Annotated in this window: 20 protein-coding genes; 7 read left to right on the forward strand and 13 right to left on the reverse strand. The window is 36.2% G+C overall.

The window, feature by feature from the left end; all coding sequences use genetic code 11:
* Positions 1 to 2: 2 nt before the first annotated feature.
* From AC1RFD_RS13920 to AC1RFD_RS13960, 9 genes are all read right to left on the reverse strand, one after another.
* Positions 3 to 503, reverse strand: coding sequence for a flagellar protein FlgN (locus tag AC1RFD_RS13920; RefSeq protein ID WP_328025699.1), 501 nt, complete (start codon positions 501 to 503; stop codon positions 3 to 5).
* 27 nt (positions 504 to 530) lie between these two features.
* Positions 531 to 791, reverse strand: coding sequence for a flagellar biosynthesis anti-sigma factor FlgM (gene flgM, locus AC1RFD_RS13925; RefSeq protein ID WP_054549755.1), 261 nt, complete (start codon positions 789 to 791; stop codon positions 531 to 533).
* Between the two features lie 121 nt (positions 792 to 912).
* Positions 913 to 1,326, reverse strand: coding sequence for a TIGR03826 family flagellar region protein (locus AC1RFD_RS13930; protein WP_054549754.1), 414 nt, complete (start codon positions 1,324 to 1,326; stop codon positions 913 to 915).
* Between the two features lie 78 nt (positions 1,327 to 1,404).
* Positions 1,405 to 1,995, reverse strand: a complete 591-nt coding sequence (locus tag AC1RFD_RS13935) for a ComF family protein (protein ID WP_279493946.1) — start codon at positions 1,993 to 1,995, stop codon at positions 1,405 to 1,407.
* Positions 1,992 to 3,377, reverse strand: a complete 1,386-nt coding sequence (locus tag AC1RFD_RS13940) for an ATP-dependent helicase ComFA (RefSeq protein ID WP_492474984.1) — start codon at positions 3,375 to 3,377, stop codon at positions 1,992 to 1,994. The genes AC1RFD_RS13935 and AC1RFD_RS13940 overlap by 4 nt, the downstream gene beginning before the upstream one ends.
* A gap of 44 nt (positions 3,378 to 3,421) precedes the next feature.
* Positions 3,422 to 4,264 (reverse strand): DegV family protein, encoded by an 843-nt coding sequence (locus AC1RFD_RS13945; RefSeq protein ID WP_492474985.1) that lies wholly within the window; start codon positions 4,262 to 4,264, stop codon positions 3,422 to 3,424.
* A 248-nt stretch (positions 4,265 to 4,512) separates the two neighbouring features.
* Positions 4,513 to 5,058, reverse strand: coding sequence for a DUF3225 domain-containing protein (locus AC1RFD_RS13950; protein WP_004227588.1), 546 nt, complete (start codon positions 5,056 to 5,058; stop codon positions 4,513 to 4,515).
* 285 nt (positions 5,059 to 5,343) lie between these two features.
* Entirely contained in the window at positions 5,344 to 6,018 is a 675-nt protein-coding gene (locus AC1RFD_RS13955) for a response regulator transcription factor (protein WP_004227590.1), read from the reverse strand.
* A gap of 35 nt (positions 6,019 to 6,053) precedes the next feature.
* A complete protein-coding gene (locus AC1RFD_RS13960) occupies positions 6,054 to 7,202 on the reverse strand; it encodes a sensor histidine kinase (RefSeq protein WP_048392088.1) in 1,149 nt (382 codons plus the stop codon).
* Between the two features lie 165 nt (positions 7,203 to 7,367).
* On the opposite strand from AC1RFD_RS13960, the gene AC1RFD_RS13965 reads away from it, so the two are divergent.
* Positions 7,368 to 8,003, forward strand: a complete 636-nt coding sequence (locus AC1RFD_RS13965; RefSeq protein ID WP_492474986.1) for a YigZ family protein — start codon at positions 7,368 to 7,370, stop codon at positions 8,001 to 8,003.
* 147 nt (positions 8,004 to 8,150) lie between these two features.
* Complete coding sequence (locus AC1RFD_RS13970; protein ID WP_492474987.1) at positions 8,151 to 9,206, forward strand: LCP family protein; 1,056 nt, start codon at positions 8,151 to 8,153, stop codon at positions 9,204 to 9,206.
* Positions 9,207 to 9,439: 233 nt separating this feature from the next.
* On the opposite strand, the gene AC1RFD_RS13975 is transcribed toward AC1RFD_RS13970, so the two are convergent.
* Positions 9,440 to 10,507 (reverse strand): glycosyltransferase family 4 protein, encoded by a 1,068-nt coding sequence (locus AC1RFD_RS13975; protein WP_004230902.1) that lies wholly within the window; start codon positions 10,505 to 10,507, stop codon positions 9,440 to 9,442.
* 225 nt (positions 10,508 to 10,732) lie between these two features.
* Here AC1RFD_RS13975 and secA2 point away from each other — a divergent pair, with 225 nt between their 5' ends.
* Positions 10,733 to 13,096 (forward strand): accessory Sec system translocase SecA2, encoded by a 2,364-nt coding sequence (secA2, locus tag AC1RFD_RS13980; RefSeq protein ID WP_492474988.1) that lies wholly within the window; start codon positions 10,733 to 10,735, stop codon positions 13,094 to 13,096.
* Positions 13,096 to 13,992: an accessory Sec system S-layer assembly protein gene (locus AC1RFD_RS13985; RefSeq protein WP_054549747.1), complete on the forward strand. Its 897-nt coding sequence runs from the start codon at positions 13,096 to 13,098 to the stop codon at positions 13,990 to 13,992. The genes secA2 and AC1RFD_RS13985 overlap by 1 nt, the downstream gene beginning before the upstream one ends.
* Positions 13,993 to 14,072: 80 nt before the next feature.
* Here the strand turns inward: AC1RFD_RS13985 and AC1RFD_RS13990 are convergent, their stop codons facing one another.
* Complete coding sequence (locus tag AC1RFD_RS13990) at positions 14,073 to 14,966, reverse strand: C40 family peptidase (RefSeq protein ID WP_054549746.1); 894 nt, start codon at positions 14,964 to 14,966, stop codon at positions 14,073 to 14,075.
* A 250-nt stretch (positions 14,967 to 15,216) separates the two neighbouring features.
* Here AC1RFD_RS13990 and brnQ point away from each other — a divergent pair, with 250 nt between their 5' ends.
* Both brnQ and AC1RFD_RS14000 read left to right on the forward strand, forming a co-directional pair.
* Positions 15,217 to 16,536, forward strand: coding sequence for a branched-chain amino acid transport system II carrier protein (gene brnQ / locus AC1RFD_RS13995; protein ID WP_048392094.1), 1,320 nt, complete (start codon positions 15,217 to 15,219; stop codon positions 16,534 to 16,536).
* A 181-nt stretch (positions 16,537 to 16,717) separates the two neighbouring features.
* A complete protein-coding gene (locus tag AC1RFD_RS14000; RefSeq protein WP_054549745.1) occupies positions 16,718 to 18,085 on the forward strand; it encodes a S41 family peptidase in 1,368 nt (455 codons plus the stop codon).
* 38 nt (positions 18,086 to 18,123) lie between these two features.
* Here the strand turns inward: AC1RFD_RS14000 and AC1RFD_RS14005 are convergent, their stop codons facing one another.
* Positions 18,124 to 18,723: a TetR/AcrR family transcriptional regulator gene (locus AC1RFD_RS14005; protein ID WP_103117447.1), complete on the reverse strand. Its 600-nt coding sequence runs from the start codon at positions 18,721 to 18,723 to the stop codon at positions 18,124 to 18,126.
* A 566-nt stretch (positions 18,724 to 19,289) separates the two neighbouring features.
* On the opposite strand from AC1RFD_RS14005, the gene AC1RFD_RS14010 reads away from it, so the two are divergent.
* Positions 19,290 to 20,264: a proline dehydrogenase family protein gene (locus tag AC1RFD_RS14010; protein ID WP_036074906.1), complete on the forward strand. Its 975-nt coding sequence runs from the start codon at positions 19,290 to 19,292 to the stop codon at positions 20,262 to 20,264.
* Between the two features lie 103 nt (positions 20,265 to 20,367).
* Here AC1RFD_RS14010 and AC1RFD_RS14015 read toward each other — a convergent pair whose 3' ends face one another.
* Positions 20,368 to 21,705 carry an AAA-type ATPase lid domain-containing protein gene (locus AC1RFD_RS14015; RefSeq protein ID WP_048395890.1) on the reverse strand — a complete coding sequence of 446 codons (1,338 nt, stop codon included), beginning with the start codon at positions 21,703 to 21,705 and terminating at the stop codon, positions 20,368 to 20,370.
* Between the last annotated feature and the right edge of the window lie 179 nt (positions 21,706 to 21,884).

Here is a 21,884-nt window from a genome sequence, read left to right on the forward strand (position 1 = left end):
TGTTATGCTTGTGAATCGAAATATGATTTTTTAGCTATATTGTTTGTGCCACGGACCTCATTGCTGGAATAGTTCATTTGCTCTGTACGTGGTCTTACTGCATCTAATGTTAGGTTGACGATTTGTAAGGATTGGAAAACGAGTTTTTGATTTAAATCATTTTGTTTTCGTAGGTCATTGATAATTTGCATTAAACGTTCGCGAACTGCTGATAGTGTTGCTTTGTCAGCTTGTTGTTCAGCAGCCTCGATGACATCCGCGACAGTTGTTTTGTCAGATGAAGCAAGTCCCTTTGCTTCAAGGTAGTCCGTTACCTGTTTCTGACGCTGTTGCTCGAGCTTATCGATGGCTGCTACGTGCGCCTGCTCATCCTTGAGCAATTGGTCTAGCGCTTCGATATCGCCAGCTTTAATAATTTCTGTTTTTTTAAAGGCTAGTTCGAGTAAGCTTTTATGCATTCTCTCTAGCATTGTTAGTGTAGAACTAATTGCTTCTACAGACATATCGTTATACACCCTTTCTGCTATTCCCTAGAAACGATAATATTTCAGCATATCCTCTGCCACTTTACGCGCATCTACTTTGTATTCTCCAGAAGCAATATCCTTTTTCAACTGTTGAACATGATCTGCTCGCTCCGAACTGTATGTTGAAACACCTCGCATTTCTTGTGCAGCCTTTGAAATTTCAATTTTATCGGCGAAAGATGCCTTGTTTGTATTTGATTTCACATTACGTACTTGGTTTTTATAGGCGTTTACTGCATTAACTCCATAAGATGTAATTTTCATTTCAATACCCCCCATCTCTAAATCCTATCTTACTATTATTTCGGATTGTCTCACATAATGTTAAGTTTTCACATAGAAAAAAGTGTGCTAATTTTGTTTAAAATTAACACACTTGGAGTAATTAACGTTTACGCTCTGAGTGATAGGTTACACGATCACGCTGCTCTACACTTTCGCGGAATTCCTTAGCTGCTTCAAATGTACGTAAGTCTGCCTTTAATTCATCCTGGCATTTTGCACAAAGTTTACCAGTTGTTGTCAGATGACCACAGTTATCACATGGATAGCCAAGGTTAGGGAACATGGCTGGCTGCAGGCGACCCTTCCGAACCCATTTATACAATAGCTCCTCTGCCGCTCCCGTTGCTTCCACAATACGTTCTACAGTTGCCGCACGGTTTTCACGTTTACGTAAGAAACGATAAACGATTTGATAAAGCTCCTCCTCTGATTGTGCACACTTATGACACACTTCTCGGACTCCTGTATAATTAAAAAACTCATTACATTTCGGACAATTACGAACCTCTGCCATTGGCCTTTCCTCCTCTTTCTAGCAATTTTATCTACGAATGCTGTCTCATTAACTATTATACATAATGCATTGGTATTTTCATCCTTCAATTAATGTGAAGTATTGGACATTTTTAGCACCCGCCTGCATTAAAGCAGTTGTAGCATGCTCTAGAGTTGTCCCTGTAGTTTTTATATCGTCAAAAAGAAGATAATTTTTATGTTCGATTTGTGCATCCTTCTTTAAGCGAAAAAGTGGAGCTACCTGTATTCGCTGCTCTCTATTTTTGGAGCTTTGTGTTTCTGTCGTTGTCTTTTCTAATAATTGAATAAAGGGAATATGAGCCGCTTTTAATAGTTCATCAGTATGAGAGAAAGTACGCTCCTGTTGCTTGAGAGGATGCATCGGAATGGGGAGAATAATCGCTTTTTCTTTATTGAAACGATCATAGAGCTCCTGCCGAAATACCTTTGCAAGAGCCACATCTTGAAGAAACTTTAACTGGTGTAAGTAATCCTTCATCGCCTCATTATATTGATAAAGGGATGTAGCAGATTGAGAAGGTACAAAACGAGCGGCACATCTTTCACATATAGTCGGCGAGAATTGCTTGGTTAGAATCATTTTCCAGGAAATAGTTATTTTTAATGGCTGTGTGCATATTAAACAATGAGATTCTATTTTATTCATTCAGAAAATCCCTTCTTATTATAAAATTGAATTTTTGCGCATGCCTCATCCATCTCTGCTGTGATGCCGTGATAAAAGAATAGGACGTCCCCATCAGGAAATTGAACATCTCGTCCAACTCGACCTGCAATCTGAATGAGGGCATTGGAGGTAAAAATCAATGATTCTGCCCCAATAACAGCCACCTGTACATTGCTGATTGTAATGCCTCTTTCTAATATCGTAGTGGTTAATAAGCCCGGAACTTCTTTATTTCGTAGCTTTAACACCTTCACCTTCCGCTCTGGGTCAGCTGCATGCACAGCTAATATGTCTTCATTTAACCCTTGAAAAAGAGGAGTTGCACGTTTCATTAAGTCAATTGTCGGGAAAAACAGTAAAAAGGGTTCCTTTTGGTGTAAGCGCTCCTCCACCCACTTTTTTAACCTTTTAGGGATTTTACCTTGCTTAAAGCATTTATCATAGCCCCATAAAGAACTTACTTGTGGGACTGGTAATGGATGATTATGATAGCGTTTTGGAATAAAAGAGTAGCTTTCTTGCTGGAAAGTATGGAGTAATGATGCTGATGGGGTTGCTGTCACAAATACCAGAGGAGCATTTTCCTTTTTAGCCTTTTCTACTGCTCTTTGTAGAGTTTCATCAAATGTATAAGGAAAAGCATCTGCCTCATCTACAATAATGACATCAAATGCCTTATCAAATCGGTAGAGCTGATGGGTTGTTGCTATAACAAGCTGTGCATAGCCATTTTGGTGAGGTGCTCCACCGTATAAAGCATGAATAACTGTATCCGGAAAAGCCTCTTGAAAGCGTGGATACAGTTCTAACACTACATCTGTCCGTGGTGTAGCAATACAAACACGTAGCCCTCTCTTTAATGCATCATAGACAGTAGGAAAAAGTAGTTCTGTTTTGCCTGCACCGCAAACTGCATGAATTAAATGGGAGCGTTTTGCTTTCACACTTGCCAAGGTTTCATTAGCAGCCTGTTGCTGGAGTTCGGTGTATTGCCCTGCCCATTTTAATGAATGCTTGTTAATTTTTATCGTCTTGGGACCTGTCCAAATCATCAATTTTGTACAGCTACTTACTCTCCCCATTTTAATACAGTGTCGGCAGTACACACATTGTTGCTGACATTTTGAGCAATGGAATTTTGTGAATAAGTGCGGGTCTGTATTGTGACAACGATTGCATTTCATAGCTGGCTTTATTGGAATTCCTTCTATTATACTGACGTATTTTCGCTTTATTGCTTTCTCAATATCTTCAGATGAAAATGGCGAATGTTCTTTTAACCAAATGCGCCCTTCATGAAAATCACGTAATGCTGGGGGCAACAACCAACCCCTATATCTCATTAAAACCTCCCCTTTCATAGAAAAAAGCCTCTACTTTTGCTGTAGAGACTTCTCACAATTCGTTATTTTTTTGTCCATCCTAATCCCATTGACCCTTCACCCAAATGAGTACCAATAACAGGACCAAAATAGCTCAATTTAAAGTTTACGTTTGGGTACGTTGCGGCTAATTGCTCTAGCCATTCTTGGGCTTCAGCAGGGCAATTTCCGTGAATGACAACAGCGTCCATCGCTGCATACTTTTTTGCATCCTCTGCTAGCAATTCTTCCGCACGCTTTAATGCCTTTTTACGTGTTCGGATTTTTTCGAAAGGTACAATTACCTTATCCACAAAATGTAAAACAGGCTTTACTTGTAATAAGCCACCGATTAATGCAGCTGCAGAAGATAAACGCCCACCACGCTGTAAATGTGCTAAGTCGTCTACGATGAAGTAAGCACGAATAGACTGTTGCATGTCCGCTAATGCTGCAAGTATGTCTTTTGCTGAATGGCCCTCTTTCGCCATCTCCGCTGCTCTTAATACGTAAAAGCCTTGAACAGCACAGGATATTTCACTGTCAAAGGCATAAACATTAATACCTTCCACCATTTCACCGGCCAGCACTGCTCCTTGGTATGTTCCACTAATACCACTCGATAAATGGATAGAAATTATCTCATCGTAATCCTTTGCTAGCTCATCAAAAAGAGCAACAAATTCTCCAATTGGAGGTTGTGTTGTTTTAGGAAATTCTTTAGCTCCACGCACCTTATCATAAAATTCAGATGCTGTGATATCTACTTCTTCTGCAAATAATTGACCTGAGATATTAACACTTAAAGGTATCATGTGAATGTTTAAGCGTGCACGTTCCTCAGCTGTAATATATGCAGTACTATCTGTTACGATTGCCGTCCTCATCCATGTCCACTCTCCTATAATTTTTAGTTTACAATCTATTTCTACTTGGTGCAATTGTTGTTGCTGTCGCTTTTGCATAAACTACGGAAAACAAAAAGAAATGAATGTGAAATGAATGACGAACGTCGGATTCCCGTTCTCGCCCTTCTAGAGTTGTGCTAGTAAGCTAGCTTCCATTTCACATTCATTGTCTATGTATAATAGGCATATCTTCACTCAATTGTTATGTTGAATGAAGATAGCTTCTGTTAATTTCCTGTACTTGACTGTGAGTCGTCACCAATATAAAAGACACTTGTTACTTTCCAATCATTGTCCTCTTTCACAAAGACTGTTACCTGACGTCCTGCACTTTCATGTTCGACATTTGTCTCAAGCTGGAGTGAGTGCATTTTCATGTTGGCAAATACTTGCGCCTCTTCCGATTCATACTTTGCAATTGTTACATTTTCTACTTCACGCTTAATATCAAATTGATCAAATACTTCTGATGCATATGTTTTTTCTTCATCGTATTTAAAACCCTTTGGATTTTTCGAGATTGTATTCATATAACGATCAATTTCTTCAGCATTTAATGCAGCAATATACTCATCAAAAGATGCTAAAATCGCCTTTTCATCTTCCGCTGGTACATTATCAGCCTTTTCTACGTTTCCACCCATCATTTCAAAGCCAACTGTACCATCCTCTATTACTTTATCTCGTTCTTCATCACTCATCTTTTCATCTTTATTACCACAGGCAGTTAACACTAATAAGATTAGAACTGCTAGAAAACTTTTCTTTAACATCAAAAAACCTCCCGCGCATATTGTAGCATATAAATGCTTTCGTAGGAATTTTGTTGTGCATTTTCAACATTTAAGTGCTACATCTTCCTTATGACGCATTAGGCTGTAAAATGTTGCATGGATTGCTAGTTATCAAATTCATACTAATGATTAGTAATGTTACAAAATTGTGAATGACCTGTTCTTCATCATGTAAGTCCAATACAAATTATTACCAAAAAACAATAAAAAACTGTTTTAAAAACTACTTCAATAAAAAGTAGCTTTTAAAAACAGTTTTAGCAATTAGCGTACTTCAACCCAGCCATTTTTAATGGCTGTTACAACTGCTTGTGTACGGTCATTAACATTCATTTTTTGTAGAATACTTGATACGTGGTTTTTAACTGTTTTTTCAGAGATAAACAGTGTCTCACCAATTGTACGGTTTGATTGACCATCTGTTAATAATTGTAATACTTCACATTCACGCTTAGTTAGCAAATGGAATGGACGACGAATTTCAGTTTGATGGAAGTTTCCTTTATTTTCATGTTCTGAAAGTCGTTTAAATTCTGCTACTAGGTTTTTCGTTACTTTTGGATGTAAATAAGAACCGCCGTTGGCAACAACTTTAATCGCCTCAACGATTTCATCTGCATCCATCTCTTTTAACATATAGCCAAGAGCACCTGATTTTAATGCATGCGTAACATATGTTTCATCGTCATGTATAGACAGCATAATCACTTTTGCATCTGGAAATTCAGTAATTAACTCTGCTGTTGCTTCTACTCCGTTTTTGCCTGGCATGTTAATATCCATAAGCACTACATCTGGTTCGTTTTCAGCGTATAACGTAACCACATCTGTACCATCGTCACCTTCTGCTACTACATCAAACGTATCTTCAAAATCTAAAATGCGTTTTACTCCTTCGCGGAATAGCTGGTGATCGTCTACAATAATAATCTTTGTCATTTGTCTTTACCCCCTAGATTTCTGCGACAGTTACATCATTCTACTTCTAACGGTATTTTAAATAACACCGTTGTCCCTCGATTGATTTCACTCGTAATGGTGATTGTACCATTTAAAATTTCAATACGTTCTTTCATTCCTAAAATCCCAAAGGAATGATCTTTTACTACTTGTGGGTCAAAGCCTATGCCATCATCTTTTACAACAATGTTGACGGCATCTTTTAACCATTCAAGCTTTACCCAAATGTCTTTACACTTTCCATGCTTCATGGCATTGGTTACACATTCTTGTACTAATCGGAAAATGGATACTTCATAATTTGAAGGTATACGTTTTTCTGTACTTCTCGATTGGAAATGAATTTCAACACCTGGATTATATTCAGTCACTGTCGATAAATACTTCTTTAATGTCGGAATAATTCCCAAATCATCAAGTGCCATTGGTCGTAGATCATAAATAATACGTCGCACCTCAGATAAAGCATTACGTACCGTTTTCTTTAAATCGGCAATTTCAGCCAAAGCCTTTTCAATACCTTTTTCACGATACGTTCTATCTATTAAATCAGTGCGCATAAGGACATTTGCAAGCATTTGAGCAGGTCCATCGTGAATCTCTCTTGATAAACGCTTACGCTCTTCCTCTTGTGCTGCAATAATGCGTATCCCAAAATCCTGTTTCATTTTTGCTTGTTCAAGGGCTAAACCAACATTTCTTAAATCTGAAGTTAAGTAATTCAAAACGACATTTACCTGATTAACAATATGATCAGCACGTTCAATCGTATCGAGTAATCCTCTTAATCTTCTCTCTAGATCATCTCTTTTATCCCGTAGCTGTTTTTCTTGTGTTCTAATAACGGAGAGCTTTACTTGAAAATCATGTGCAGTTTCATATGCTTCTCTAACTTGTTCTTCGGTATAATTATCAAAAGCTTTACTCACTAGCACAAGTCGTTGCTTAGCAAGCTGCGTACTTTTTTCCAATGCATCGCCATCATCAATTACGATTGATATTTGTTTTCGAACAATTTCCAGCTCTTTTTGCATATCTTCAAAGCTTCTGCGGCTTTGTTCACTTATAATAAAGATATCATCCTTTGAGCTCATGATTGTATCTAACATTCGATTAAAAATGTCATCAAGCGACTTTAAATCGAAGGTATCATTTGAAAACATAGTATACTCCCCAGTCTAATGTCTTATGATTACTTACTAATTTAATAGACTAAAATCACATATCCCATAGTCTACACCTATTATAGCATTACCATGCTAAAATTTAATGCTTTTTCTTCATGAAAATTATAGAATAGAACTCTAGCTAAAAGGAGATTGATACGAATGAGAGAAAACTATTTAACAGTAAAAGGATATGGTGAAAGCGAAATTGTCATTTCCAAATCTCGCTTTCTCACTTATATAGAACGTGCAGAAACGGAAGAGGATGCAATTTCTTTTATAGATGGTATAAAAAAATTGCATCATAATGCAACACATAACTGCTCCGCTTATATTATTGGAGAGCATGATCACATTCAAAAGGCAAATGATGATGGGGAACCTAGTGGTACTGCAGGCGTCCCTATGTTAGAGGTCTTAAAAAAACAAGGGTTAAAAGATACGGTTGTTGTTGTGACCCGCTATTTTGGAGGCATTAAGCTCGGTGGTGGTGGTCTCATTCGTGCTTACGGAAAAGCAACTACAGAGGGATTGATTGCTGCACAAGTAGTTGAACGTAAATTGCATCATGTCATGAAAGTAGCTATTGATTATACATGGCTAGGAAAAGTCGAAAATGAAATAAGAAGTTCATCATATTCTTTAGAGGAAATACGTTATTTGGAGGGTGTTGAAATCATTGTTTCTGTGCTAAAAGAGGAAGAAGAACAGTTCCAAAGTTGGATAACAGAAATGACAAATGGACAGGCTACCATCACTTTCGAAGATGCTCAATTTGTAGAATTTATTGTCAATTAAATAGTTTTAATTGTCGAAACTAAATATGCATAGTATAATTTTTTTGTTAAGCTATTTTATTGTCCACACAATTACTTAGTTAAAATTGAATAAAATTTAGCTTTATCGCATTATTATTCCCAATAATTAGAGGAGAATATATCTATTATGAAAAAAAGATCTGTTAGTCCGACTAAAAAGAGGTCTTCTAAAGCTTCCTTAATTATAAAAGTTACACTACTCCTAGTTGCAAGCTTGGTGATTTGTGTAACGGCTTATGCTGTTTACCTTACAAAACAGGTAGAGCATGCTGCAGACTCAGCATATGAAGAATTAGAAGGTCGTCAGGTTTCTGCAAAACGCGAAGAAAGTATAGAACCAGTAAACGATAATGTATCTATTTTATTTGTCGGAGTTGACGATAGTGATAATCGAGGACAGGGGTCAGACCATTCACGTTCTGATGCACTCGTTTTAGCTACATTAAATAATAAAACTCATACAATTAAAATGCTAAGCATTCCTCGTGATTCATACGTTTATATTCCTAAAGTAGGTTATAAAGATAAAATTACTCATGCACATGCTATGGGTGGAACACTTACTACTATTGAAACAGTAGAGGAACTATTTGATATTCCAATCAATTACTATGTACGTATGAATTTCAATGCCTTTATTGATGTAGTCGATGCTTTAGGTGGTATTGAAGCTGAAGTACCTTATGCTTTACATGAATTAGATGAGTTTGATAAGTTTACAATTAACTTACAGCCAGGCTTACAACATTTAAATGGTAGTGAGGCACTTGCACTCGCAAGAACACGTAAACAAGATAATGATATTGAGCGTGGTAAACGTCAACAGGAAATTCTATCTGCGATTATTAAAAAAGTCGCTTCTGTTAAGTCCGTTACGAAATATGATGATGTCATTAAAGCTCTTGGGGATAATATGAAAACAGATATGACATTCACTGAAATGAAGTCCTTCTTATCTTATTTATCAAAAGGCGCACCACGTATCGATTCCTTAACATTAGATGGTACGGATGATATGTCTACTGGTATTTATTATTACCAGTTAAATCAAGATTCTGTTGAAGAAACAAAGGAGATTTTCAAAAACCATCTTGGCCTAAATGAACAATCATCAAGTCTAACAAGTGGCAATACAGGAACAGATAGTGCTGCTAGTAGCGATGACAATTCAGTTACTGAATAGAGCTTTCAGACCATAGACAAACAACTTGTCTATGGTCTTTTTATATGGATTCTCTATTGATTGACTACCCTTTTCATTTACCCCTCCTAGTAATCGATAAACAAGCTTATTTAAGTTTACCTTCTATTCCCTATATATAATCGGTTTAAAAGAGTTTCTCAGTGTCTAACTTTAATAGTAACCCTATTTAACAACAAAAAAGCAATCATACAAATTGTATGATTGCTTATATTTTATTTACTAAATATCCGTACAAAATTTAATAATGGTTTATAGTTTTTACCAGCCAATCCGATGACCTCTACAAAGATTTCAATAGCTGTTAGGATGACCGCTACAAGTAATATAGCTCCCCAAACCTTTGCCATAGAGAAAATGATAGCTGCTAATCCAAACATTACTGCAATTCCGTAGATAATTAGGACTGTTTGTCGATGTGTAAAGCCCATATCGAGTAATCGATGGTGTAAATGTGATTTATCTGGGTCAGACCATTTCTTCTTCATGCGGACACGACGAACAATTGCAAAGAATGTATCCGAAATCGGAACACCAAGGATAATAATTGGAATGATTAAAGCTACGAATGTAATATTTTTAAAACCAAGTAACGCTAACACAGAGATCATAAATCCTAGGAACAATGCCCCTGTATCTCCCATAAAGATTTTTGCTGGGTGGAAATTATAAAATAAGAAACCAAGTGAAGCTACAGCTAAAATGGCTGCTAACGCTAAAACAAACACATTGCTCATGATAAATGCCATGACAGCTAATGTAATCAGTGCAATCGTAGAAACACCTGCAGCTAGACCATCTAGGCCGTCAATTAAATTAATGGCATTCGTAATACCGATAATCCAAATGATCGTTAATGGAATACTTAATAAACCAAAGTCTAATGTACCTAAGAACGGTAGATTAACCATTTCAATTTCAATACCACCTACAAAAACAACAATCAGTGCAGCAACTAGCTGACCAAGCATTTTTGCTTTTGCAGAAATCTCACGCATATCATCAATAACACCTGTGATTACGATTATACAAGCACCAATAATGATAGCTAATAAAGCCTCGTTACTACCATGTTTTGTATGAACTAAGAATGAGTATAAAATCGTCACGCCAATAATAAAGGCAAGGAAAATGGCTAAACCGCCAAGTCTTGGCATAATTCGAGCATGTACTTTTCGATAGTTTGGTGCGTCAACAGCACCTATTCTAAACGCTAAACGTTTCACTAATGGAGTTAACAAAATGGATGCAACGAACGCTGCTATTAAAGACACGTAAAGCATGTCTCTCCTCCTCAAATATATAATCTACATTGAAATCCAAATTGATTATAGCATGAACAAGCATTGAAATATACTTTTTCTAAACATTTTCCACGATTTCACAAATATTTTGTACATTTTAGCATTAATAGATTCCTATACAGTCAAATGTAGTCACCATTCGCAAAATTTGATAGAATAATGGAGTGTCTAGCATGTAGACAACTTTAAAGGAGCGTATATTTCATGTTCTCAATTTTCAAAAGTAATAAAGAGCAAACTAGTGCTCGTCAATTAAAACGCTACTACAAAATAGTAGATCAAATTAACAATCTTGAAGAAAAATATGTTAACAAGTCAGATGCCGAATTACGAGAAATGACTTTTATTTTCAAAGATCAATTAGATCAAGGTGAGCCTCTTACATCGATCATCCCGGACGCATTTGCTGTTGTACGCGAAGCCTCAAAGCGTGTATTAGGAATGCGTCATTTTGATGTCCAGCTTATCGGTGGCCTGGTATTAACTGAAGGCAATATTGCTGAAATGCCTACTGGTGAAGGTAAAACACTTGTTGCTTCTCTTCCCTCTTATGTGCGTGCATTAGAAGGTAAAGGTGTTCATGTCATCACGGTTAATGATTACCTAGCAAAGCGTGACTATGAGCTTGTTGGTCAAATCCATCGTTTCCTTGGCTTAACTGTAGGTTTAAATGTACCAATGATGGAACCTGGTGAAAAGAAAGAAGCCTATAACGCCGATATTACATACGGTGTGGGTACTGAGTTTGGCTTCGATTATCTACGTGACAATATGGCTTATAGCTTAGCAGATAAAGTACAACGTCCTTATCACTTCGCTATTATCGATGAAGTGGATAGTGTATTAATCGACGAAGCGAAAACACCTTTAATTATCGCAGGTAAAATGCCTTCTAATGAGGAATTACACCGCATTGCTGCTATGTTAGCGAAACGATTCAAGAAAGATGAAGATTATGACTTTGACGATGAAACAAAGGCTACTTCTCTAACGGATAAAGGTATTGAAAAGGTTGAGGCTGCCTTCAATATCGATAATTTATATGACTTAGAACACCAAACACTCTTCCATTACGTAATCCAAGCAGTACGTGCACATGTGATGTTTAAGCGCGATGTTGATTACATTGTCAAAGAAGACAAAATTGAGCTTGTTGATATGTTTACAGGTCGTATTTTAGAAGGTCGTTCACTTTCTGATGGTTTACATCAAGCGATTGAAGCTAAAGAAGGCGTAACGATTACAGATGAAAATAAATCAATGGCCCAGGTCACAATTCAAAACTATTTCCGTATGTATCCAAAGCTTTCCGGGATGACGGGTACAGCGAAAACACAGGAAAAAGAAATTCGCGAAGTATACGGCATGGAAGTTGTGCAAATCCCAACAAACCGTCCGCGTCAGCGTATTGATCAACCTGACCTTATTTTTAGCACACAGGAAGCAAAATATAAGTATGTTGCAGCTGAGGTTAAAAAACGTCATGAAAAAGGCCAGCCAATTTTAATTGGTACAACATCGATTTTACAATCTGAAACTGTAGCTGACTATCTGAAAAAGGAAAAATTAACATTCCAATTACTTAATGCAAAAACAGTTGAACAAGAAGTTGAACTTATTTCACAGGCAGGTCAAAAAGGTCGTATTACAGTAGCGACAAACATGGCTGGTCGTGGTACGGATATCATGTTAGGTGAGGATGTACACGAGCTTGGTGGTTTATATGTAATTGGGACAGAAAAGCATGAAAGCCGTCGTGTAGACAATCAGTTGCGTGGGCGTTCAGGCCGTCAAGGTGATGTAGGCGAAAGTCGCTTCATTCTCTCTATTGAAGATGATATGTTCCGCCGTTACGCAAAAGAAGAAGTAGAAAAATTCTCTGCAAAAATGATTGTAGATGATCAGGGTATTATTCAAAATAAAGAGGTTCAAGAGCTTATTGACCGAACACAACGAATTGTTGAAGGTTCCCAATATGGCATGCGGGAGTATAACCTAAAATTAGACGATGTTATCAATGACCAACGTACCGTTCTTTATGGACTTCGCGACAAAATTTTAGCTGGCGAAGATTTAATGGGTGAACTGAAGAAAATGCTACGTGAAACGGTTGATTTTGCTGTTCATGACGCCGCGCCAGAAGATGTATCTCAAATTGAATGGGATTACGAACAAATGGAGAATGCGCTTAACTCATTATTCATCACACCTGTTTCAATCAACCGAGAAATAGGAAAAACAAAACAAATTCTTGCTGAAATTCAACCTTCTGAACAAGAACTGCTTGATCGCATGGAGACATTCGCTGAAAACGAAAGAGTCATAGAAGTACTTCCTCAAATTATGCTTAGCCATATTGATAGCGGCTGGATTAAGCATTTAGAGGCCATGACGCATTTAAAAGAAGGAATCGGTCTACGTCATTATCAGCAAGAAGATCCAATGCGAATTTACCAACGTGAAGGGCTAGAATTATTCGGTAAAAATTTCCAAGAATTACGTCGTTCTATTATTATAGAAATTACAGGCTTCATGAAAACAGTTGAGGCACAACAGGAGGAACAATAATGGGCTTATTTTCATTTTTTAAAAAATCAGATAAAGTTGTTCAGGAAAACACAATTGACTCAAAAGATTTACTAGGGAATACAACGAAAAATACAGGTGATAATCGCGATGTGGAAACAAAGTTATCATTCCATCCTGAATGGGATGTCCCACAAGAGCAAAAATACATTTTTAACTTCCTAGCGAATGAGCTAGAGCCGTTGAAACCAAATCAATTATCGCTTTCTTCAATTAGTATTGAAGAAGGTCGAGGTGGAAAATGGTTAGTTCGTGCATTTTTCCGTTCCTCTCTACCTCAAGCTATTGAGCTAGGTGAAATTGAACTTTTCATTATGGATAAAAATGATGAGCTTGTTGCATCTAAAAAATTCGATTTTAAAGCACTTGGTACAATCCCAGCAGAAAGTGCTCGTCCATGGGTATTTGAATTTGAAAAGTCTACAATTAAAGTAGATGAAGTTCCCGAAGATGGCTGGAAAATTGCCTTTAATCTTGTTTCCCTTCGCGGTCATCAATTAGAATTAGATCCGTCATGGGAAAAACAGTTACCAGCAGAACAAAAAGAAGAACTTGAGAAAATCGTTAAAACATTACCAAAGCTAGGTGAGACAGAAGTGAATTTCACAGGTTTACAGGCCAAACTAGCTGACAATGGTAATTTAAACGTATCTATCTTTATTCGTAATGGACATAATAAAGCAATCAATCTAGAACAATTACCATTAGAAATTGTCGATGCTACAGGTAAACAAATTGCCAAAGGTTCCTTTAAAATGGATCCAATCTTAACTGTCCAGCCAAACTCCACAAAGCCTTGGACATTTATTTTCCCTGCAGAGCTTGTTGATGCTAAAGACGCTGACCTTTCTCGTTGGACAGCTCGTGTAACACAATAACCTAAAACCCCCCTTTCTCTTTTAGAAGAAAGGGGGGTTTTGTTAAAAGCGATTTTTGCCTAGGCAAAAATCGCTACTTTTTATTTCACACTATCAAAACGTTTATAGGCTACTAATTTAGAAGACCAGTAGGAGTACGTAACATCCGAAACTTCTACACCATCTGTACCCGCATGAATGAATTTATTATCTCCGAGATAAATTCCCATATGAGAAATACCTTCTTTATACGTATTCTCAAAGAACACTAAATCGCCGGGTACTGGATTTTCTACATGGGTAGTATTACCGTAAAAATAGCCCTCACTGCTTGCTCTTCCTATTTTTAAACCACCTTGATTAAAGGCATAAAAAATAAAGCCACTGCAATCAAGCCCTACAGGTGTATTTCCACCGTATAGATAGGGTGTTCCAACCAATGTATTGGCAACTTCAACGGTTTTGTTATAAATCGCTTGTCCATTAGCTGTAGGATCTTTCGCAGTTACTTTTGATGGAGTGCCCGTACCTGAAGTCACATTATTATGTATAGTATCACCATCGGGTATCACTGCAGCTGAAGAAAGCTTCAGTACTTGTCCAACAAAAATCGTGTCTTTTTCAAGCTTATTCCAATCCATTATATCCTTAATTGTCACATTATATAGCTTTGCAATTTTTGATAAGGTGTCACCCTTTGCTACTGTATGAGAACTAGATGCTGGTTTTCCAGAAGTTGATGGAGTTGCGGGCTTTACTCCCTCATTCGTTGATTGTTTTGGAATCTCAAGCTTTTGAGCTACAAAAATCGTATCTTTCGATAGATTATTCCACTTCATAATATCCCCAATCGTGACTTGATGATTTTGGGCGATTTTCGTTAAAGTATCTCCTTTTTGTACAGTATATGTTGCTGCTTCCGCTGTTTGTAATGCTAAAAATGAAGTTGCTAAAGTACTTAGAACAAGAATTCTCCATTTTTTTGTCTTTTGCATACCAAAGTGCCTCCGTTCGTGCTAGAATATTCCCTTGTGTGTCTATCATACTAGATAACTATTGCATGAAAAATCGGAAAAACTGACTATTTTTCAAACATTATAGGAAACTTATAGAATACGACGAAATCCGACTATATTGAAATACTATTTTCATTGCAAGATTAGTGTTCCTATGATAACATACACTTCTGTATTTAAAATTTTTAGAAAGTTTTAGCTTTTCAATCTTAAAGGAGTTATTATACTTATGAAAAACATCTTGCATTTCATCAAAGGAAATTTAGCAGTAGGATTACTACTATTTGCCTTGTTCTTGGGTGCTGGTAATATTATTTTCCCACCATTATTAGGCCAACAAGCAGGTGAAAACATCACTGTAGCCATGATTGGTTTCCTTATAACAGGTGTTGGTCTTCCACTATTAGCGATTGTTGCTGTTGCCAAAGCAGGAGGCGATTTACAACTGCTTGCTAACCGTGTTAGTCCTGCTTTTGGGGTGATTTTCACCTCCATTGTCTACTTAGCAATTGGACCGTTCTTTGCTGTACCACGTACTGGATCTGTGTCCTATGAAATAGGCATTGCGCCATTTCTCTCTGAAGCGATGAGGGATCATTGGGCGCCACTTTTTATCACATCTATCTTGTTTTTCACGTTAATTCTATATTTATCTATTAACCCTTCGAAGCTCGTCGATCGAGTAGGTAAAATTTTAACACCTGCCCTGCTTTTTGTTATTTTATTGCTTGCTGTTAAAAGTTTTATCTCTCCTATGGGAGAACCAGGAGAAGCCGTAGGAAACTATAAAGTGTCACCATTAGCTGAAGGCTTTGTACAAGGTTACTTAACGATGGACGTTCTAAGTGCTCTTGTTTTTGGTATCGTCATTTTACAAGCCTTGCGTGATATGGGTATGAAAGATACAAGAAAACAAGTAAAAACAACCATTTTTGCGGGGGTCGTTGCTGCAATAGGTTTATCCTTTGTCTATATCTCTCTAGGGCATATTGGTAATACAAGTATCAATGCAATCGGTATTTCTGATAATGGCGGAAATATTATTGCAAAATCAGCTGAGGTGCTCTTTGGAAGCCTTGGAAGTATTATTTTGTCTGCGACTATTTTACTAGCTTGTATATCCACAGCTGTTGGTTTATTGACTGCTAATGCACAATTTTTCCATAAGCTATTCCCTCAAATTTCATATAAAACGTTTTTAGTTGTCTTCACTATTTTTAGTACAGCTATTACAAATGTGGGACTTTCAACAATAATTAGTGCATCACTACCTGTACTATTAATCATTTATCCTTTAGCTATGGTATTGATGGTCTTGTCACTAGCTGATCATTTCTTTAAAGGTGGACAAATTGTTTATATTTTAGCGCTCGTTCCAACTTTCCTTGTCAGTCTATATGATGGCTTAAAACAAATGAAAGTTGAAATTACACCTTATGAAACTATCCTGAAAGCATTGCCAATGTATGAGCAAAATTTAGGATGGCTTTTACCAGCTATTGTTGGCGCATCAATTGGTTTTATTATTCATAAATTGATAAAAAAATAATTTACAAGAATCTACTTGCCCATAGCGACAAGTAGATTCTTTTTCTACCTCATATAAGTCCACCACTATAGCGATGGCTTCATGTATAATAAAAATTAGATACTCAATTGCATAATGTAACCATCCATTTAATACCTAATAATGATACATTCTATTTTGAGTTCTAGAAAAGAGGTGTCCAATGAAAAAGTTAATATGGTCATTCGTATTTGTTCTAGGCTTCTTCCTTCTCCCTTTTACAACTACTCACGCTGCTGAAAATGATCAACAGCTTATTAAGGAAATTAAGGAGATTGTGAAAGATACTTACGTTGGAACAATTAATGGAAATTTAGAGAAGGCTACATCCATCTCAGAAATCATGAGTATGCTTGATCCTTACTCAACCTACTTCACTAAGCAAGAATTTGAAAATTATATGAATAGCATCAACCTATCTACTATAGGTATAGGTGTGGTGATTGAAGAACACGAAGATGGAATTCATATTTTACAAGTAATCGAAGGCAGTGGTGCTTTTGAGGCTGGTGTTCAGGCTGGAGATATCATCATTGGGGTTAATGGTGAATCCATTATCGGGCGTTCTACTCAAGAGGCCTCTTCCCTTTTAATCGGTAATGAAGGGACTAAGGTGGAAGTTACATTAAAGAATAGTGACAGTTCAAAAACTACCAAAACTATTACACGTAAAAAATTCACATTACCAAATGTACAAGCTGACATGCTATTTGGAAATGTGGGCTATATTTCGTTGGCTTCCTTTTCAGAGGATGGTGCACAGCTTGTTAAAAATGCGCTGATTGACTTAAAAAAACGTGGTGCAACATCGTTCATCTTAGATTTACAAAATAATGGTGGAGGTTATGTGACAACAGCTGAAGAACTAACAGGATTATTCCAATCTGCTAAAGTTGCGTATTTATTAGAAGAAGCACATAACTCTTATACCATCCCAGCAGTTCAACAAGATACAAAGTTTCCTAAAGATACCCGTATTCTTGTAAACCGCTATAGTGCCAGTGCTTCTGAAATGCTTTCCGCATCATTGAAAGACCAGAAAGCTGCTATTTTATACGGAGAAACAACCTATGGGAAAGGCGCTATGCAAGGCTTTTACACATTACAGGATGGTAGCTATTTAAAGCTTACAGTTGGTAAATTTACAGGTCCTGCAGGTCATACTATTCATGAAGTAGGCGTTAAGCCAAATGTTCAAACCACAACAGCACCTATTTTCCAGGCACATTATGATGCATTGAAGGAGAAATATCCTAAATATAAACAACTTTCCACGGTAAAAAATATTGCTGATACACAAAAATTTACAGTAAAAATTCCTGCTGGGCTTACTTCTCAAATTGCTAAAAGCAACATTCAACTGGCTGCTTTAGGAGCTAAGGAAGTACCCGTAGCAGTTAAAATTGAAGGTCGTACATTAACTGTTACACCTAAGAGTGCTTTATCACCAAATCAGGAATATATGCTACTTATTCACCCGAAGAGCAAAGATCAAAAAGGCTACTATCAGCATATAAGAATAAGCAATTAAAAAAACTGTCATCGATAATAAGTATCGATGGCAGTTTTTTATATCACTTCTTTGGTTTTCCAAAAATATAATTGTACAATATCATTTGCAAGTTCTGCAGGTAACCTTTTTTCTTCTAATAAATTCGTAATGATGAGTCTTTCTATTGAGCCTACTAAACTATCTATCATGATTTTTATATCCACACTATACAGTTGTAGATCTTTGTCACAATCATGCAGATAAATAAGGTGGATCAATTGCTGTGTCATTTGGTTTTTCACCAAATGTGCTTGCTTGGATTCAATAAAACCTATTTTTGTTAATTCAGGATTTTCAATTATGTATACGAACAAGTTCAATAACTTTTGCTCTAAGAGCGTGATAAAACCCTGTAATCCATATTCAATAATGTCAGTTGACTTACTATTCATTACTGCCAAGAATCCGCTTTGAAATTGCGCATTCAAATCGTTATAAAGGGCATCCTTGCTTTTAAAATAGAGATAAAAAGTAGGCTGAGTTACATTGGCAGCCTTTACAATGTCACTAATTTTTGTGTGATGATAACCTTTATCAGAAAATAGCTCTATCGCTTTTTCAAGTAATAGTTGTTTACTTTGTTCGCCATTTGAATTAAATTTTCTGCCTCTTGCCATACTTTCCACCTTATCTTAGTTTAGAGTAGTCATATTCCCTTTTGTATTGCTTATATAGACACACTATTCTAAATCAAAAGTAACTACAAATTCACAAAACGTACATAATTTAATCTTGATTATATACCATTTTATTATAATACACCCTGTTTTTTTTTACTATAAACTACTATTAATATGATATTTAAATTGAAAAATGAAAAAGCGGATATCTAAGAATCACTTCTAAGAATACCCACTAATAAATTATATTAAAATATAAATAATTCTGAAATACTATCATGCCATTTCAAGTAAATCACTCTCGAAAAGTCCAATATTATACATATTCGCAAATTTAGACATATACTAATTAACATAAAGCAAATCTTTTATTTTGAAAAGTCCTTTTTTTTTGAAAAAATTTTTTAATTTAAATTTTTATCATGAAAAAGTCAATGACTGCAATAGTTTTATCTCACTAACTGGCTTCGAAAAAATTTTTTCTGAAAATCAAACCATTTTACTTTTCAAAAAAAGTGTTATAATCGCCAAGAATTTAAAATTTTCATTTTTGGAGGCATATGATGGTATTACGTGACTTTTTCATTTACTTATCAGAGAACAAATTATTAAACAGCGCTGCACAAAAATATGGTTTAAAAATGGGTGCTCAAAGTGTTGTTGCTGGCACAAGTTTACCAGAAGTTGTGCAATCGATTAAAGAATTAAACAAGGCCAATATTTCTTGTACAGTCGATAATCTAGGCGAGTTCGTCTACGAAAAATCAGAGGCAACTGCTGCCAAAAATAACATTTTAGCTGTTGTACAAGCTATTCATGATGAACAGCTTGATGCACACATCTCTCTTAAACCTTCACAATTAGGTTTAGATATTGATTACGCATTTTGCTATGAAAACTTAAAAGAAATCGTAGCTCTTGCACATCAATATAATATTTTCGTGAATTTCGATATGGAAAACTACGAGCGTTTACATAGCTCTTTTGAATTATTAGAGGAATTACACAAAGAGTATGATAACGTAGGGACAGTTATTCAAGCTTACTTCTTCGAATCAGAGGAAAATATTGAGAAATATAAAAACTTCCGCTTACGTATTGTAAAAGGTGCTTATAAAGAACCTGAAAATGTGGCTTATCAATCTAAAACTGATATTGACCATAATTACTTAAAACTAATTGAATATCATTTGCTACATGGTAAATTTACTTCGATTGCGACACACGATCATAATGTGATCAACCATGTAAAACAATTTGTGAAACAACATAATATTCCAAATGAAAAATTCGAATTCCAAATGCTATATGGTTTCCGTAAAGAAATGCAGCTAGACCTTGCTCGTGAAGGTTATAATTTCTGCACATACCTACCATTCGGTAATGACTGGTACGGTTACTTTATGCGTCGTTTAGCTGAGCGTCCACAAAATGTTGCACTTGTGACAAAACAAGTGTTTAACAAAAAAACGAACATGGCAATTGGCTTAGGAGCAGCTGCATTTGCGCTTGGTCGCCTTTCGAAAAAAGGAAAATAATTATACAAGCTTGAAGCTATCCATCAGTTTTGTGTTTTTATCCTTCAGTTAGATCGTTCTATCCTTCACTTTCGGGAAACTATCCAAAAAAGCGAAAACATTGTTAATCAATGTTTTCGCTTTTTTTATTGAGCTTATAGTTTTTAACTCGATACTGTAAACTTTGTCGCCGAATCCCCAACGCAGCAGCCGTTTTGGAGATATTGCCTTGATGAAAGTCCAATGCCTTCGAAATATAGTACTCCTCTACCTCTTTCATATAGACATCTAATGGTCGAATATCCTGTTGATTTTTAATGACAAACAAGTCACTCGTAGAAACCTCTTTTTCCGTCTCCTCACAAGAGCTTTGGATTTTCCATTTGAAATGCACTGGCAGCATATGTGATTCAACTATCGTTTCATTGGTGATCAACGAGGTTATTTCATCCAGCAGGACTTCTAATTCCTTTAAATTTCCTGGCCAATCATATTTTAAAAAGGTATCTCGTACTTCTTCTGAAAGCCCGTGAATAGATGAGCCAAAGCTATCACGATGTCTTTTGAAATAATCATCGATAAAGGGCATAATATCTTCTTTTCTTTCTCGTAAAGGAGGTACATAAATCGTAATACCTGAAAAAAGTCTGTAAAGCTTTTTGGATAGCTCATGCTTTTGAATCAAATCAATTGGATCTTTGCCAACACTAGCAATTAAAACATGCTGATGATTAGGATGATTATTAAAAAGTTCAACAATCTTTTCCTGTGCTTCTAAAGATAAATATTCAATGCGCTCAGCAAAGAAGGTTATTTTCTCCTTTTCCACAATATATTTTTCAAATTGCTTTAATACCGTTTTCTCATCTCGACGGCAAATTAAAGCAATAAACATATCATTTTGTACCTTTAGATCATGATGTATTCCCTCTGCAACCATATCAATCCCAGTACCTGATTCCCCTATTAACACAACAGGCATTCTACTTAGTGCCACAATTTTTGCTTTTTCAATGACATCCTTCATGACTGGTGATACAGCCGTGATGATGTCAAATGTCAATGGAGCGCCATACCTTCTCAATGGCTGATACATCATGTATTCAAGCTGTGTAATATCTCGGGCAAATTCCACAGCGCCTATTAAAGAGCCTTCATAGTGCAACGGATAAATATTGCTTATGTAGGTCACTTCTTGATTTTTTTTATTCCAATACGTTTTTTTTATATTGTGCACTGGCGTTTCAGAGCTGAGGACCTTATAAATATCGCTTTTTTCGATTTCAAAATCAATAATCTCTAAGGCTCGCCTCTCCTCAAATTCATCCTCATTAACGCCTTCTAATTCTCTCATTTTTTTATTGTATATAAGCAATTTGCCCTCTGTGTCTACAACGCAAATTCCCATATCGCCTTTTTCAATGACGTATTTATAAATACTTAGTAGTACATTGTTATCCATTTTGTCCTCCTGTAGTCCATTAAGCTTATTCTAACACCAATATGAAAAGCAGAGGCAAAAATTAAAAAAGTTTTAAAATTTGAGTTGATTAATGCCAAATTATATTGCATTATATAATTAACACAATCTTAAAAGGTGCATAATCATTTGGCACTACTTATACCTGGGAGGAAACTGAC

The organism is Lysinibacillus sp. GW823-FHT02G10 (assembly GCF_058797135.1).

Coding starts and splice junctions, on each gene's coding strand:
- AC1RFD_RS13930 (WP_054549754.1), bottom strand. CDS start 1,326: ATGGCAGAGGTTCGTAATTGTCCGAAATGTAATGAGTTTTTTAATTAT.
- AC1RFD_RS14010 (WP_036074906.1), top strand. CDS start 19,290: ATGGTATTACGTGACTTTTTCATTTACTTATCAGAGAACAAATTATTA.
- AC1RFD_RS13920 (WP_328025699.1), bottom strand. CDS start 503: ATGTCTGTAGAAGCAATTAGTTCTACACTAACAATGCTAGAGAGAATG.
- AC1RFD_RS13945 (WP_492474985.1), bottom strand. CDS start 4,264: ATGAGGACGGCAATCGTAACAGATAGTACTGCATATATTACAGCTGAG.
- AC1RFD_RS13975 (WP_004230902.1), bottom strand. CDS start 10,507: ATGCTTTACGTGTCTTTAATAGCAGCGTTCGTTGCATCCATTTTGTTA.
- AC1RFD_RS14000 (WP_054549745.1), top strand. CDS start 16,718: ATGAAAAAGTTAATATGGTCATTCGTATTTGTTCTAGGCTTCTTCCTT.
- AC1RFD_RS13955 (WP_004227590.1), bottom strand. CDS start 6,018: ATGACAAAGATTATTATTGTAGACGATCACCAGCTATTCCGCGAAGGA.
- AC1RFD_RS14015 (WP_048395890.1), bottom strand. CDS start 21,705: ATGGATAACAATGTACTACTAAGTATTTATAAATACGTCATTGAAAAA.
- flgM (WP_054549755.1), bottom strand. CDS start 791: ATGAAAATTACATCTTATGGAGTTAATGCAGTAAACGCCTATAAAAAC.
- AC1RFD_RS14005 (WP_103117447.1), bottom strand. CDS start 18,723: ATGGCAAGAGGCAGAAAATTTAATTCAAATGGCGAACAAAGTAAACAA.
- AC1RFD_RS13965 (WP_492474986.1), top strand. CDS start 7,368: ATGAGAGAAAACTATTTAACAGTAAAAGGATATGGTGAAAGCGAAATT.
- AC1RFD_RS13940 (WP_492474984.1), bottom strand. CDS start 3,377: ATGAAAGGGGAGGTTTTAATGAGATATAGGGGTTGGTTGTTGCCCCCA.
- AC1RFD_RS13960 (WP_048392088.1), bottom strand. CDS start 7,202: ATGTTTTCAAATGATACCTTCGATTTAAAGTCGCTTGATGACATTTTT.
- AC1RFD_RS13985 (WP_054549747.1), top strand. CDS start 13,096: ATGGGCTTATTTTCATTTTTTAAAAAATCAGATAAAGTTGTTCAGGAA.
- brnQ (WP_048392094.1), top strand. CDS start 15,217: ATGAAAAACATCTTGCATTTCATCAAAGGAAATTTAGCAGTAGGATTA.
- secA2 (WP_492474988.1), top strand. CDS start 10,733: ATGTTCTCAATTTTCAAAAGTAATAAAGAGCAAACTAGTGCTCGTCAA.
- AC1RFD_RS13970 (WP_492474987.1), top strand. CDS start 8,151: ATGAAAAAAAGATCTGTTAGTCCGACTAAAAAGAGGTCTTCTAAAGCT.
- AC1RFD_RS13950 (WP_004227588.1), bottom strand. CDS start 5,058: ATGTTAAAGAAAAGTTTTCTAGCAGTTCTAATCTTATTAGTGTTAACT.
- AC1RFD_RS13935 (WP_279493946.1), bottom strand. CDS start 1,995: ATGAATAAAATAGAATCTCATTGTTTAATATGCACACAGCCATTAAAA.
- AC1RFD_RS13990 (WP_054549746.1), bottom strand. CDS start 14,966: ATGCAAAAGACAAAAAAATGGAGAATTCTTGTTCTAAGTACTTTAGCA.